Origin of the sequence: Prevotella sp. oral taxon 306 str. F0472 (genome assembly GCF_000257925.1) — a bacterium.
Taxonomy (GTDB): domain Bacteria; phylum Bacteroidota; class Bacteroidia; order Bacteroidales; family Bacteroidaceae; genus Prevotella; species Prevotella vespertina.
In genome coordinates, this window is the sequence record NZ_AJIN01000017.1 from 84145 (window position 1) to 99108 (window position 14964).

The following is a 14964-nucleotide window of genomic DNA, read 5'->3' on the forward strand; positions in this document are numbered from 1 at the left end:
TAATCACTTTGCAAAGGTACAGAAAATATCCGATAAAGGGCGTAAAGGACTTTGTAACTTTTGTAAAAAGCCTATTCTCGTCGGTTCTAAAGGTCAAATAGTCAGGCTGTTCTTCGACTATCTACAATCTTTTTAGTATCTTTGCAAGCTGATTTTTATCGGTTAGAAAGGTATGAAAAAACTATATATTGAGACGTACGGATGCCAGATGAACGTGGCAGACTCTGAAGTGGTTGCCTCTGTAATGAAGATGGCTGGGTACGATGTATGCGATAATGAAGATGAAGCAGACGCTATCTTCTTGAACACATGCTCGGTTCGTGAGAATGCAGAAAACAAGATTTACCATCGCTTGGACACCTTACATGCAGAGCAGAAGAAGGGTCGCAAGCTCATTCTGGGTGTATTGGGATGTATGGCAGAACGCGTTAGGGACGATCTTATTCAGAACCATTTTGCTAACTTAGTATGCGGTCCTGACTCTTATCTAAACCTCCCCGACATGATTGCGCAATGCGAGAATGGTAACAATGCATTAGATATTGAACTATCAACAACAGAGACTTATCGAGACGTAATACCGCAACGCTTCGGTGGAAACCGTGTATCGGGATTTGTCAGCATCATGCGTGGTTGCAACAATTTCTGTCACTATTGTATCGTTCCATTCACGCGTGGTAGAGAGCGTTCTCGTGATGTGGATAGTATCTTGAAGGAGGTTAAAGACTTGCATGATAAGGGTTTTAAAGAGGTGACTTTATTGGGTCAGAACGTTAATTCCTATGGTCTGTTACCTAATGGGAAACGCCCCGAAAATGGTACATCATTCGCAGAACTCTTGCGTAAAGTGGCTCAAAGTGTGCCAGACATGCGCGTTCGCTTCACTACTTCTAACCCAGAAGATATGACCGTAGATATTATCGAGGCAGTAGCGTCGGAACCGAACCTCTGTAATCATATACACTTCCCCGCACAGAGTGGAAGCAATAAAGTCTTGAGGTTAATGAATCGTAAGTACACTCGTGAAGACTACTTAAGTAATATAGAGGCAATACGTCGTCTCATTCCTGATTGTGGGTTAACAACAGACATTTTCATCGGTTATCACGATGAAACAGAGGCTGATTATCAAGAGACCTTGTCGTTAATGCGTGAGGTTGGATTCGATTCCGCCTTTATGTTTAAATACTCAGAACGCCCAGGAACATACGCTGCTAAGCACCTTCCTGACAATGTTTCAGAAGATGAGAAGATTCGTCGTTTGAATGAATTGATACGCCTTCAGACCGAAATCTCTGCTGAACAGAACAAGAAGGATGAGGGGAAAGAGTTTGAAATCCTCATCGAACGCTTTGGAAAACGAAGTCGCGAGCAACTTATGGGACGCACTCCTCAAAACAAAGCAGTCGTTATTGCACGTGGTAATCATCACATCGGTGAGTTCGTTCGAGTACGTATAACAGGTTCAACTAGCGCTACCTTATTTGGTGAAGAGGTGTAAACAAAACTAATATATATGTACAAAACCACAGAAATAGTTTGTTGTTTTGCTTTTAATAACTATATTTGCAAAGGATAAATTATGGGTGCAGTCTTTATCTTACAGGGTATATCTATTTATATCTACGGCTTTGATCATAATCCCCCACATATCCATGTAAAGAGTGGTGATGGTGAGTTTACGATCACAATAAGGGATAGGTTGATAGAAGGAAAGACTAGTTCTCGTGTCATTAAACTTATCAATACTTTCATTGACGAGCATGAGGAAGAATTGATGTTGATATGGGATAAGGCTCAAAGAGGTGAGAAGATAAACAAGATAAATCGATAAGAAGGATGATACTAAATATAACAAATGTTGAATACTTAGGGGATTACAGCCTTCTATGTCTATTCAACAACGGTAAGAAGAAACGTGTGGATCTAACTCCATTGTTAAGTTATCCCGCCTTTGAAGAGCTGAAGGACAAGAGCAAATTCATTCAGTTTGGACTTGATGGTACAATCTTTTGGGCTAATGGTGCTGATGTTTCACCTGAATATCTGTTTGATCATGGTGTTGATGAAGCATAAACTATGAGCTTATGAGAGAGTTTCTACACGTATTACGGAGGTTCGTTCCACCTTATAAGAAGTATCTTTTCTTGTCGATAATATTCAACATCTTATCGGCAATACTCAATATCTTTTCCTTTGCAACACTGATTCCTTTGCTCCAAATATTGTTTAAGGTGGATGCAGGAACAGGTGCAACGCACTACATGTCATGGGATGCTGGGTCAATAAAGGAGGTTCTGTCCAATAATGCTGATTACTATACACAGATCTTTATAACCAGTGTTGGACCAACTACCACATTATTAATTATAGGTCTGATACTTGCTTTCATGACCTTCTTAAAGACGGGTGCTTACTTCTTATCATCGGCTTCTATCATTCCAATTCGTACAGGAGTTGTACGTGACATACGTAATCAACTCTATCAGAAGATAACCTCTCTTTCACTTGGCTTCTTTAGTGAGGAACGTAAGGGAGACATAATCGCAAGGATGAGTGGAGACGTGCAGGAGATAGACAACTCCATCATGTCTTCTATCGACATGTTATTTAAGAACCCTGTACTTATCGTCATTTACTTTACCACCTTATTAATAATATCCTGGCAGTTAACGCTCTTCACTCTTCTTTTTGTCCCTATCTTTGGATGGTTCATGGGCTTTGTTGGACGTAAACTAAAGCAGAATAGCATTACAGCACAGGGTCTTTGGAGTGATACCATGAGCCAGGTTGAAGAGACACTGGGCGGTTTAAGGGTCATCAAAGCCTTTTGTGCCGAAGCACTTATGAATGAACGCTTCAACAAAGTGAATACTTCTTACCGCAACGACATCATGCGTGTGAACATTCGTCAGCAACTGGCGCACCCGATGAGTGAGTTCTTAGGAACAGTGATGATTGTTGTTGTACTCTGGTTTGGTGGTACTTTGGTACTCGGGCAGTACCCAATTATCAGCGGACCAACCTTTATTTACTATCTTGTAATTCTTTATAGCATCCTTAATCCACTGAAGGAATTCTCTCGTGCAGGCTATAATATCCCTAAAGGACTTGCTTCCATGGAACGTGTGGATAAGATTCTTAAAGCGGAGGTAGACATCAAGGACTGTGAAAAACCAGTCCATCTCAAATCATTCGAGCATGAGATTGAGTTCCGAAATGTTAGCTTTGCTTATACAGATGAGAAGGATAAAGACGGCAATCCAGTCTTACATTGGGTATTGAAGGACATCAACTTGGTGATTCCAAAGGGCAAGACCATAGCCTTGGTGGGGCAGAGTGGTAGCGGAAAGTCCACTCTCTTAGACCTTATACCACGTTATTATGATGTTCAGAAAGGTGAGATTCTCATTGACGGAATCAACGTGAAGGATTTAGGAGTGCATGACTTACGCCAGTTGATAGGTAATGTAAACCAAGAGGCAATCCTCTTCAACGATAGTTTTAAGAACAACATCTCCTTCGGAGTGACTGCTTCTGATGAGGCAATAGAGGATGCTGCGAAGATAGCTAACGCCCATGACTTCATCACGCATAGTGAGAAAGGTTACGACACAAACATCGGTGATCGTGGAGGAAGGCTCTCGGGTGGTCAGCGCCAACGTGTGAGTATAGCACGCGCTATACTCAAGAATCCTCCAATTCTTATCCTCGATGAGGCTACGTCGGCGTTGGATACAGAGAGCGAACGCCTTGTCCAAGATGCTCTCTATAAGTTGATGCGAACGAGAACGACCATTGCTGTGGCGCACCGACTATCTACGATCAAGAATTCTGATGAGATATGTGTGATGCACGAGGGCGAGATTGTAGAGCGAGGAACGCATGACGAACTGATGGAGATGAATGGTTATTATAAGAAGTTGCATGATATGCAAGAGATATAAAAAGCCTCCTCTCCAAGGCTCATTGTCGAATGGATGGGGGAGTAAATAGTATTATTTACAAATGAAGAGGGCGTTTCTTTGATGTGAGAAGAGCGTCTCCTTGCTATGAAGAGAGGCTTTCCTTCAATGGAGGAAAGCCTCTCTTTCTTTTTAGCCTCGTGATTGCTATTAATGAAGACATGTGTTTTAAAGAAATACCTAACATGAGTTGCAAGTAAAAGAAATAATATCTATATTTGCAAACAATACTAATATCTAAAATAGATAACTAATCTTTGTATACATTTAAACAGCTTGGCTTATGAAAAAGACAATCCTTTTAATGCTTGTACTATTGGCTACTTGCGTAAGTGTTAGTCATGCTCAAACGAGTAAGTTTAACGTGACTTTCGCCACAGATTTGGGCTTAGGTGGTAAGTCATATAAGATTGTAACCCCTCATATCTCTGCCACTTATGATGTTACGAAGAGGCTTTCTGCGGGCTTGAGAGTCGAAGAAGCCGTTACCTTAATGAAGTCTCAAGGGATTAAGACACACGATTTACTCACCACCTTTGGTGGGCAAGTAGGATATGATATAGGTAAGATTTCTATTGCATCTGGTAATGTATTTAGTCTGCTCGTACAGCCTCGAGTAAGCGTAGGGCACACCATTGGTGGTGGACATAACCGCGGCTACATGTATTATCAAGGTGGAATTTACGTTAGGAAAAGTAGCGGTAGCATTCGTTCAGAGCTTGGTTTAGGCGTTAGATACAATGACTATCGTAGCGACCTAAACAAAGATAAGGCAGTGTTCTACGTCTCTTACGGATTCGTTCTGAAGTAAGCTCGATTTAAAGTAAGTAAATCTTAGGGTTGACATGACTTCCTGTAAGGGAATTTGTCAGCCCTATGTGCTATGGAAACTCATTCTAATAGCGATGTTCGTAAATAATGTGTTTTTCTTTGAAAAACATTTTGTTTTCTCGATAATATTTCGCACTTTTGCCCTTAGATATACTAACGTAAACAGAAAGAGCAACTAAAAACCATGTTAGATAAGGAGAACAAGCGCCGCACGGTGGTCTTACTTCTAATGGTATTATCCGTGTTGAACGTCTTTGCGCAGCTGTCAAGTCGAGGAAAGGATACGCCTACTTCGACAACTGGTCGCTTATCCCCTGGCTCGGAATATAAGCTTATCTTTAATGATGAATTTAATCAGCCAGATGGCACGTTGCCTGATATTCAATACAAGAAAGAGCCAGATAATCCAGAACAATGGCCTTTTGACAAGTCCGATTTCTATCTGATACTTAACCAATCAGTGGGTGACGGTTCTTGGGCAAAGCCCGTTGATACTACTCATACATACCAAATGGAGATAGATTGGATACGTGTTTACCAAAGAGATAAAACTAACATAAACAAAAGGAAATAATCTATGGAAGAACAAATCGAAGTTAAAGAGCTTGATAATGTGGTCGTTCACTTCTCCGGGGATTCGGGGGATGGAATGCAGTTAGCCGGTAACATCTTCACAACAATATCTGCAACTGTGGGTAATGGAGTGTCTACGTTCCCTGATTATCCAGCTGATATCCGTGCCCCGCAAGGCTCGTTAACGGGTGTGAGTGGCTTTCAGGTGCATGTTGGTGCAGGCAAGGTATATACGCCGGGAGACCGTTGTGATGTGCTCGTAGCCATGAATGCAGCAGCACTGAAGATGCAGTACAGGCATTGCAAACCGAATGGAACCATCATTATTGACACCGATTCCTTTGGTGCGAAAGACCTCCAAAAGGCAGAGTTCCGCAGTGATGACTATCTAGGTGAGATGGGTATCGACCCCGATAGAGTGGTTGCTTGCCCTATAACAAAGATGGTGAAGGAGTGTCTGGCTGATACTGGCATGGATAATAAGTCCATGTTAAAGTGCCGCAATATGTTTGCTTTGGGACTTGTCTGCTGGCTTTTCAATCGTGATTTGAGCTTAGTAGATAGTTTCCTAGAGGCTAAGTTCAAGAAGAAACCAGCTGTTGCCGAAGCCAATAAACGTGTTGTAAGAGCTGGATATGACTATGGTCACAACGTACATGCGTCTGTTCCGAACACTTACCGCATAGAGTCTAAGGTGAAGGAAGCAGGTCGCTATATGGATATCACGGGTAACAAGGCGACTGCCTACGGCTTGATGGCAGCAGCAGAGAAGGCTGGCTTGCGTTTATTCTTGGGTTCTTATCCTATCACTCCAGCAACAGATATCCTCCACGAATTGGCTAAACACAAGTCAATGGGCGTCACAACAGTGCAATGCGAAGACGAAATTGCAGGTTGCGCATCGGCTATCGGTGCTGCTTTTGCTGGTGCTTTAGCTGCTACATCAACCTCTGGTCCGGGTATCTGTCTAAAGAGTGAGGCAATAAATCTAGCCCTTATTGATGAGCTACCATTGGTAATCATTGATGTACAGCGTGGTGGTCCGTCTACCGGCTTACCAACTAAGAGTGAGCAGACCGACCTCTTACAGGTGCTTTATGGGCGTAACGGTGAAAGCCCAATGCCTGTTATTGCAGCCACAAGTCCCACTGATTGCTTCGATGCAGCGTATCACGCATGTAAGATAGCATTGGAACATATGACGCCAGTAGTGCTCTTGACCGATGCATTCATTGCTAACGGCTCTTCTGCGTGGAAGTTACCTGACATCGAAGAGTTGCCCGAGATTCATCCACATTATGCTACAGAGGAACAGAAGTATAAGTACACTCCTTACAAGCGTGACCCAGAGACGCTCGCACGTTACTGGGCGATACCAGGCACAGAGGGCTATACACACATCCTAGGAGGATTGGAGAAGGATGGAGAAACGGGTAGTATCTCCACCGATCCAGAGAATCATGATAAGATGGATAGGCTTCGTTGGGATAAAGTGGCACGTATTCCTGTGCCCGATTTACAGGTGCTTGGTGATGAGAAAGACGCTGACTTGCTCATAGTAGGCTTTGGTAGTAGCTATGGTCACTTGTATTCTGCAATGGAAGAGTTGCGTCGTAAGGGTAATAAGGTAGCCTTGGCACAATTCAAGTACATCAACCCTTTGCCAAAGAATACGGCAGAGGTACTGGGAAGATACAAGAAGGTGGTGGTTGCCGAACAGAATCTTGGTCAGTTAGCAGCCCTTCTACGTATTCGTATCAACCATTTCGCTCCTTATCAGTACAACCAAGTAAAGGGACAGCCTTTCGTTGTTACGGAATTAGTTGCAACGTTTGAGAAACTCCTTAAGGCTCCATTACCAAAGGAAGAGAGTGGCACGTTCTATACAAAGATATTGCAGTAAGACCCCTAAACATAACTTCTTTAAATTCTAAACAGATTATGAACCAATATACAGCACAAGACTTTAAGAAGGGACAACCACGCTGGTGCCCCGGATGTGGCGACCACTTCTTCCTTGCCAGCTTGCAGAAAGCAATGGCAGAACTAGGTGTTCCACCTTATGAAACTGCTGTTATCAGTGGTATCGGGTGCTCAAGTCGATTACCCTATTACGCTAATACCTACGCCATGCAGACCATTCACGGTCGTGCCGCAGCCATCTCTACGGGTGCAAAGGTAACCAATCCGAACCTTACCATTTGGCAGGTATCGGGCGATGGTGACGCTCTTGCCATTGGTGGTAACCACTTCATCCATGCCATGCGACGCAATATCGACCTGAATATGATTCTGTTGAACAACCGCATCTATGGTCTCACGAAGGGGCAATACTCCCCAACTAGTCCTCGTGGGTTCGTCTCTAAGTCGAGTCCCTTTGGTACAACGGAAGATCCGTTCCGCCCCGCTGAACTCTGTTTCGGTGCTCGCGGCAACTTCTTCGCACGTAGCGTTGCCAGCGATAACAATGAGACAATAGCCATACTCAAGGCTGCTTACCAGCATAAGGGGGCTGCCGTGTGTGAGATTCTGCAGAATTGTGTGATCTTCAACGATGGTTGTCACAACTCAGTCTACACCTCTCAAGGTCGTAAAGAGAATGCTATTTACGTCAAGCATGGCGAACCTTTGATCTTTGGAGCTAATAAGGAGTATGGACTCATGCAAGAGGGATTTGGCTTGAAGGTAGTTAAGATTGGCGAGAATGGCGTTACGCAAGATGATATCCTCGTGCATGATGCCCACTGCCAAGACAATACTCTACAGCTGAAGTTGGCTATGATGAGTAATGAAGATGGTTTCCCAATAGCCCTCGGAGTGATTCGTGATGTTGAAGCACCTACTTACGACGCTGCAGTGAACCAGCAGATAGAAGAGGTGAAGGCGCAGAAGCATTATCATACGTTCATGGAAATGTTGGAAACCAACGATATATGGGAAGTAAAGTGATGTGATACTCCTTTATAACACTTGTGTTTGTAATAGAAAATGTGTATCTTTGCCCTTAGGTTAATAATACGTTGAGCCATGCACAGATTCACAGAATTCCTACATAGCAAGTGCCCCTTGCAAGCTAATGTCAGTTCTTTACGCTCATTGTTAGCGTTAGGGACTGGCATTTTTATACTCCTTTATCTCTTCCAACCATTTGGTATTAGCAACTATTCTGGCAGTATCTTTCTGATGTGTTTGGGCGTAGGCATACTCTCGTCATGCGTTCAAGGACTCTGTTCGTTGCTTTTCTTGGGCATACCAAGGCGTAAAAAAGGATTCGTTACCAATGGTGATGTGCTGATATATTCGGTTGCAATCGAACTAGCCATGGCGGTTTCCATGACCATTTATGCCTCATTCTGCTTTAAGGTACCGCTCTCGTGGCAACTCTTCTTAGTCTTTTTCTACTGGACTTTCCTAATTTGGTTACTCGTGACAGGTATCTCCACGCTGATAGGTTACAACCGAATGTTGCACAACAGACTTGAGGAAGTGAAGGTTAAGACCAACGAGGAGCAGGTAGGAATTATGATTACATTACATGACCAGAATCTGCGTGGCGAGGACCTATCGTTGCCTATAAACAATCTCTTGTATATCGAAGCGCAGAAGAATAACGCATTAGTGTGCTACGTGGTGGGCGACAAGATAGAACGTAGGGAACTCCGCACCACATTGACCGCCTTGAAAGCCGATCTGCCATATGATAATATCTTTCAATGCCATCGTTCCTTCCTCGTAAACATCAATAATATTGAGTCGGCAAAGGGTAATTCCAATGGTTACCTCTTGCGCTTTAAGGTGTGTCGCGATACGATTCCTGTGTCCCGCACATTTGTTCCCAGTTTGCGAAAATACCTTAGTTAAAACCGCACCTAACCTTATTTAAAGCCCTTTCTGATAACCTTTCCAAACCCTTCTCATAGTAGGAATGTCCCTAACAGAAGTGAGTTTGGATAGGCAAATCATTGTGTTTTTGTCAGTGCCTAACGCCATTTCTTCCTGTCGTTAGGCTATGCTTGAGGCACTCTTACCTATGTAATGATGCTCGGAATAGCGTGCTTGCGAATGCTCATTCCTATGAGTTGCATTACAAACTAAGGGGAGTTTCATCTGTTAGACCTATGTCTTCTGTTAGTTTCACCATGGTGAAACTTGTGTTTCATCGTGATGAGACACTCGTTTCATCATGATGAAATCTGTGTCTCTTCATGATGAAACTGAAAAAAGGTAGCTACAAAAGAGATGGAAGGGAGGTTGGAAACGGATGTAATGTATATGCAAAAGAGATGGACGGGAGGTTGGAAACGGATGTAATGTATATGCAAAAGAAATGGAAGGGAGGTTGGAAACGGATGTAATGTATATGCAAAAGAAATGGAAGGGAGGTTGGAAAGGGAGCTTTAGTGTGAGTAAAAGTATTGCAGAAAAGCTGTATTGAGCTTGTAAATCATAGTATTGGATGGTGAGAATAATCGTTTTATGGGGTGGAGGTGCGCATTGATAGGTATATAATATAAGGTGCATAAAAACCTTTTACGGCTTTATGCACCTTTGTTTGTGTATTATTGACGTATTCTTTGAGGCTTATACGTTCAATGTTTCATTCTTTTTTAGTACGCGAGATATCGTTGCAAAGAAGTCGTTTAACTCTTCCTGCTGATCCTCTTGGAAGGTATTTCTTTTCCTGATTTTCAGTTTAATTGATTCTCCTTTAATAACGAGAAAGAAGTGTTTCTGCTTTTCATCAAAGCCAGCCTGCTCTATGCTTGTCATAGGATAATAGAACATATCCCATTCAGCTTGCTCATTAGATTTGATTCTGTAGAAGCCTGGTATAGGTTGAGCGAGAGCAGATATTATGTACATGTCCTCATCATTGTAGGCAATAATTGCTGGGTCTATCTGTCCTAAACTCCCCTTAGGAATATAAAATTCTACACACTTGATATTGCTTGTATTGATAGAAGGGTACTTCTTTGTGATGAATTCCATTGCCTTTGCTGTGTAGACCCCCTTACTATTCTTACCTTTTTGCCGCACGTAGAACATAAGCGAGAAGGCAATAATACTCGCTGCAATGAACATGATGATAACTAGAACAAAAGTATGATCCATAATCTGAAAGATTTAATATGTTATTGATAAATTATTTCAACTTAACTTTTACCCAAGGGCTCTCGGGATGTTTCAAAAGCCATTTCACAACGTTACAAAAGCCTAAGACATCACGCTCCTCTGGATGAGAAGTCCAACAACAACGTCCGATGATATAGGAACGTCCAAGTTCCTCCCATGAATCGAATGTTCTGATGGCTCTTTGGTAAGCTTTTTCCAGATAATCCCATGCCTCGTCAGAGTTGAGGTATTTCATTTCCACACCAACACGCACGAGATAGGCTGCGCGCCCTATATCCCATCCTATAACATCTTTTTCTGTTATGGCATCCCATGAGGTAATCAATTCATTAGCAAGTAGACTATCTTGTGCTGCAATATAGTTGGTTAGCATATTAAGCAAGTCGCTTAAATCTCCAGCTCGTGTAATATAATGTTTATCGACAATACTTGCCAGAGACCATATACGTCGTACCTCGGTGTTGATTCCGCTGTCTTCTTGTACCTCTGCCATCATTTCTTCTTTTATAACAGCAATATCAAGTGAGCGGCAACGTCCGAGCAATTCCTCTATCGTATCGCATAATTCTTGTCGATCAGTGATGCCCCAGCCTTGTTCGAGAAGTACTTTTGCACGTGAACCAATCTTAGATGAAAGTGTAAAATGGTCTCCTCCCTGCTGCCCTTGGTATTGTGCACTTAGGGAGATGCGACGTAATTGTTCGTCGGATAGTTTACTTGAATAGTTGAATAGCCCCATAGCTTTGGTTTTTAAGTTGCTGTCAAAGATACGAAAAATTCAGTTGTATAGGTAAAGGTATAGTTTTCTTTAACATTTTTACCTTCGTCGTTCTTCCTGTTATACATCACTTCACATGGATTGAAAAGCGATTAGTCATTAGTCCCAAAAACTAGTATTTCAGCTGAGCACATAGTTATACAGCCCATAACTTGGTCGTCTGTCCCCAATATTTGGAGCTTGCTAAAAGGCTTACTACATTTGCAGCAGACAATATGTTTCACCTTTTAAAATTAGGACTTATGAGAACTTTAATTTCAAAACTCGTCGTTATCGTTGCCCTTATGTGCGCAACTAGTGTTTACGCAGCTGATGTTCAGCCTATGGAAAAGGCTTTGAGCAATACGCTAAGTAAAGTAAATGCAGAAAATGCAGAGTCTATTGTCGTTGGTATGGATGCTTTGGATCGACTGACGAAACAGTATCCTAACGAATGGTTACCGCTTTATTACAAGACGCTCTTTGCTCTTCAGTATGCTGTCCACTTCCCACAAGACAGTCATTCGGGCTTATTCCTTGAGTCAGCAAAGCCTGATTTGGAGGCGTTACAAGCACTCTGTCCGACTGATCGTGTAGCCCGTTCGGAGGCATTAGTGCTTAAAGGACTCTATTACACGGCACTCATTGTACAGAATCCTATGGTGAATGGCAAATCATATTATATGGATGCAATCATCAATTACAAGTCGGCTATTGGTGTAAATCCTGATAATCCACGTGCACATTTGCTCCTCTACATCTTCTTTGATAACATGAGTAAGATTACTGGGCAACCTAGTATGAACGAACCAAAGGAATTGACAACCATCAAGCAACTCTATGCTAGTGAGCAACCACAGGGCTTGTTGCCTTCATGGGGAAAGGAATTGATGAACCTTTGTGGAATAAAGTAGCGCACACACATACATCTATCACTGCTGGGGAGTAATCCCTGGTAGTGATAGAAGTCATTAATAAGCATGCTTCCATTGAAATATAAGGTAAGTATGTTTGCTCATTTACTAGAAAACCATTACCTTTGAGACCTAAATAAATCATTTCTATAAGAAACAACTAATACTTAGCTTATGGCAAATTTACTAGATGAAGTGACGGGACCTGTTAATGAGTCAGGTCGTGACGTACATGTAATTGACAAGCAACTGGCAGTGACTGTTGGTACAGGATCAACCCTATTTCAGATTGCTCTGTGGGTGGTAATACCCGTATTGGTGCTCCTGTTTGTAGCGATAATGGGTAGTACGATGGAGAATCCGTTGTTAGTAGCAGTTGTCGGTTGTCTTGTTGGAATCCTTCCTGGTGTAATCTTTATCTTTATGAAGATATCGGCTCGTAACTATTTCCAGCAATTAGAGCAGCGTATTCAGGCTGAGGCATCAAACATCGACAACTATCTAGAACAACGTGTGCAGATTCTTCAGAACGTTGTAGGACTTGTTGAGCGTGCTATCGACTTAGATAAAGATGTGATGAAAGCCGTTGCTGCTCTACGTGGTGGTAGTGTCAATGAGACGAATCGTAACGAGGTGAGTGCGCAAGTAGGTTCTGCCTTAGGTCGGTTGTTCCCACAGGTTGAGGCTTATCCTGAGTTGAAAGCACATAGTGCCATCGCTGATGCTATGCAGCAGAACAATTATCTTCAGCGTGAAATCACAGCTGCCCGCACCGTATATAATAGTAGGGTGACCCAATGGAACACCGATATATTCTCATGGCCAACGAAGATGATTGTTGCAGCTCAGCAGGGCTACACTACTCGTATACCATTCACCGCATCGGCTGAAATACGTGAAGCTGCAAGAAGTAAGTTCTTCTAAGGATAAAAGATGGTTGAAGATATTTACGATCCACTCGATGAGTACATCAATGTCTTTCGTGACAAGTTCAAGAAGGTTAGTGAAGAAACCTTTGAGGAGTTGGCTCGTGAGGCAGCTATTGATGTAGAAGCTAATCGAGAGACGTGCCGAAAGGTCTATGATAATGAGGCAGTCTTGGCAGAAGTAAAGAATCGGATTACATGGTGGACGGTTCTTTGTGTTGTGCTATGGTTGCTCGTGATTGGTGGAGCATTGGTTATCTTGGCACAACATGAGAACTGGCCAATAGAGAATCTTTTAATAGCTGGTGCCGTGTCAGTACTCTCGCTTGTCTTTTTGTTGATGAAGGTACACCCGAGGTTGTCTGATCTCAAGCATGAACGGAATAACATTTCGGCGATACTTTCCCGTTTGAAGGAAGAGGCGTGGAGCCAGATGGCACCGCTGAATAGGCTCTATGACTGGGATGTTCTGACGAGAATGATGTCGAAGACTGTGCCTAGACTGGAGTTCGATCCTTATTTTACGACCCAACGTCTAGCCGATTTACGCAAGATTTATGGTTGGGATGATTCCTTCAATGCAGAGCGTTCTGTTGTTTATTCCCATTCTGGACTAATCAATGGAAACCCCTTTGTTATCTGTCGAACACGTAAGATGGAGATGGGAACAAAGACTTACTATGGCTCAAAGACTATTTATTGGACAGAGACGGTGACGGATGGAAATGGTAATAGGCGGACGGTGCAACGTTCGGAAACCTTACATGCTAGTGTGACGGCACCTTATCCAGAGTATTTCGAACGAACAAGGCTCATCTATGGTAATACTGCTGCGCCTGACTTAGTGTTCTATCGCAAACCAAATGGCTTGGCAGGAAAAGAAGGCTCGCTACGTTTTAAATGGGATAAGTACCGCTTACATCGTAAAGCACGTAACTTGAAAGATGGTGACTTTGCGATGTTGACGAATGAAGAGTTTGAGGTTGCGTTCAATACAAGTAATCGAAATAATAATCAGCAATATGCTTTACTCTTCACACCATTGGCTCAACAGAGTATGATGAAGCTATTGCAGGATGAGGAAACAGCCTTCGGTGATGATTTCGACTTTAACAAAGCTAAGATGATTAATGTCATTATGGCGCGTCACATGCAGGACTTAAACCTCGATTTGAACCCTAGGCAGTATCAAGGATTCGATTATGATAAGGCACAAGAGGATTTTCACAGAATCAATGCAATCTATTTCCGTGCTATATACTTTGCTTTCGCTCCCTTACTTTGTGTGCCTATGTATCAACAGATACGTCCGCAGTCAGCAATTTATGGTCAAGACATGCAACAGAAGAGTTCGTTCTGGGAACATGAGGCATTAGCTAATTTCTGGGGGCAAGATCATTTCAAACATCCCGATTGTGTTACGAATTGCATCTTAAAGACAGAAGAGAAACAGCAAGGGGATGGCAGTACGCTGTTGACAGTGACGGCTTATGGTTACCGAAGTGTGCGTCGCCTAACTTATATTAGTAAATATGGTGGCGATGGTAGGTATCATAATGTACCCGTGGAATGGGATGAATACCTACCTGTAGCTGGTAATGGGCGTATTCTCATGCGCGAAGATAATACACAAGAAGAAGCAAATATTTCTCAGAAGCAACGCTTAAATCATATTGGAGAAATACTTCAGAAAAGCCATCTAGATCTCTATCGACGGCATATTGCTTCGAAGGTATAAAAGAGAAGTTATATAATTGTTCGCGAAGATTCTCGATTTTCTTCGCGAACAATTTCGATTTTCTTCGCGAAGAATTTAGAGTGCCTCTTATTGCAATGTTGTAAAGGTAAAATAAAAGAACGATAGA

At 42.5% G+C, this 14964-nt stretch carries 15 protein-coding genes; 13 read left to right on the plus strand and 2 right to left on the minus strand.

What is annotated here, in order from left to right:
- The first annotated feature begins 172 nt into the window (after window positions 1–172).
- From miaB to HMPREF9969_RS12750, 10 genes are all read left to right on the plus strand, one after another.
- Entirely contained in the window at window positions 173–1501 is a 1329-nt protein-coding gene (miaB, locus tag HMPREF9969_RS02950; RefSeq protein WP_009434357.1) for a tRNA (N6-isopentenyl adenosine(37)-C2)-methylthiotransferase MiaB, read from the plus strand.
- An 81-nt stretch (window positions 1502–1582) separates the two neighbouring features.
- Window positions 1583–1834, plus strand: coding sequence for a DUF4160 domain-containing protein (locus HMPREF9969_RS02955; RefSeq protein WP_004383106.1), 252 nt, complete (start codon window positions 1583–1585; stop codon window positions 1832–1834).
- Between the two features lie 5 nt (window positions 1835–1839).
- Window positions 1840–2076 (plus strand): DUF2442 domain-containing protein, encoded by a 237-nt coding sequence (locus tag HMPREF9969_RS02960; protein WP_004383107.1) that lies wholly within the window; start codon window positions 1840–1842, stop codon window positions 2074–2076.
- Between the two features lie 11 nt (window positions 2077–2087).
- On the plus strand, window positions 2088–3947 hold the full coding sequence (locus HMPREF9969_RS02965; RefSeq protein WP_009434347.1) for an ABC transporter ATP-binding protein: 1860 nt from the start codon (window positions 2088–2090) through the stop codon (window positions 3945–3947).
- Window positions 3948–4248: 301 nt separating this feature from the next.
- On the plus strand, window positions 4249–4776 hold the full coding sequence (locus tag HMPREF9969_RS02970; RefSeq protein WP_009434361.1) for a hypothetical protein: 528 nt from the start codon (window positions 4249–4251) through the stop codon (window positions 4774–4776).
- A gap of 204 nt (window positions 4777–4980) precedes the next feature.
- Window positions 4981–5370: a hypothetical protein gene (locus tag HMPREF9969_RS02975; protein ID WP_009434395.1), complete on the plus strand. Its 390-nt coding sequence runs from the start codon at window positions 4981–4983 to the stop codon at window positions 5368–5370.
- A gap of 3 nt (window positions 5371–5373) precedes the next feature.
- The gene (locus tag HMPREF9969_RS02980; RefSeq protein WP_009434390.1) at window positions 5374–7272 is read left to right on the plus strand and encodes a 2-oxoacid:acceptor oxidoreductase subunit alpha; all 1899 of its coding nucleotides are present in this window, start codon (window positions 5374–5376) and stop codon (window positions 7270–7272) included.
- A gap of 38 nt (window positions 7273–7310) precedes the next feature.
- Window positions 7311–8318, plus strand: a complete 1008-nt coding sequence (locus HMPREF9969_RS02985) for a 2-oxoacid:ferredoxin oxidoreductase subunit beta (RefSeq protein WP_009434398.1) — start codon at window positions 7311–7313, stop codon at window positions 8316–8318.
- A 78-nt stretch (window positions 8319–8396) separates the two neighbouring features.
- Window positions 8397–9230: a LytTR family DNA-binding domain-containing protein gene (locus HMPREF9969_RS02990; RefSeq protein ID WP_009434401.1), complete on the plus strand. Its 834-nt coding sequence runs from the start codon at window positions 8397–8399 to the stop codon at window positions 9228–9230.
- A gap of 344 nt (window positions 9231–9574) precedes the next feature.
- On the plus strand, window positions 9575–9724 hold the full coding sequence (locus HMPREF9969_RS12750) for a hypothetical protein (RefSeq protein WP_156787935.1): 150 nt from the start codon (window positions 9575–9577) through the stop codon (window positions 9722–9724).
- Window positions 9725–9950: 226 nt separating this feature from the next.
- On the opposite strand, the gene HMPREF9969_RS02995 is transcribed toward HMPREF9969_RS12750, so the two are convergent.
- Window positions 9951–10481: a hypothetical protein gene (locus HMPREF9969_RS02995; protein ID WP_009434348.1), complete on the minus strand. Its 531-nt coding sequence runs from the start codon at window positions 10479–10481 to the stop codon at window positions 9951–9953.
- A gap of 31 nt (window positions 10482–10512) precedes the next feature.
- Window positions 10513–11241 carry a DUF1266 domain-containing protein gene (locus tag HMPREF9969_RS03000; RefSeq protein WP_009434403.1) on the minus strand — a complete coding sequence of 243 codons (729 nt, stop codon included), beginning with the start codon at window positions 11239–11241 and terminating at the stop codon, window positions 10513–10515.
- Between the two features lie 281 nt (window positions 11242–11522).
- On the opposite strand from HMPREF9969_RS03000, the gene HMPREF9969_RS03005 reads away from it, so the two are divergent.
- The 3 genes from HMPREF9969_RS03005 (at window position 11523) to HMPREF9969_RS03015 (ending at window position 14837) form a co-directional block, all read left to right on the plus strand.
- Complete coding sequence (locus HMPREF9969_RS03005) at window positions 11523–12173, plus strand: hypothetical protein (protein ID WP_009434342.1); 651 nt, start codon at window positions 11523–11525, stop codon at window positions 12171–12173.
- A gap of 174 nt (window positions 12174–12347) precedes the next feature.
- On the plus strand, window positions 12348–13097 hold the full coding sequence (locus tag HMPREF9969_RS03010) for a LemA family protein (RefSeq protein WP_004383119.1): 750 nt from the start codon (window positions 12348–12350) through the stop codon (window positions 13095–13097).
- A 9-nt stretch (window positions 13098–13106) separates the two neighbouring features.
- Window positions 13107–14837: an MAG1210 family protein gene (locus HMPREF9969_RS03015; protein ID WP_009434404.1), complete on the plus strand. Its 1731-nt coding sequence runs from the start codon at window positions 13107–13109 to the stop codon at window positions 14835–14837.
- Window positions 14838–14964 lie beyond the last annotated feature (127 nt).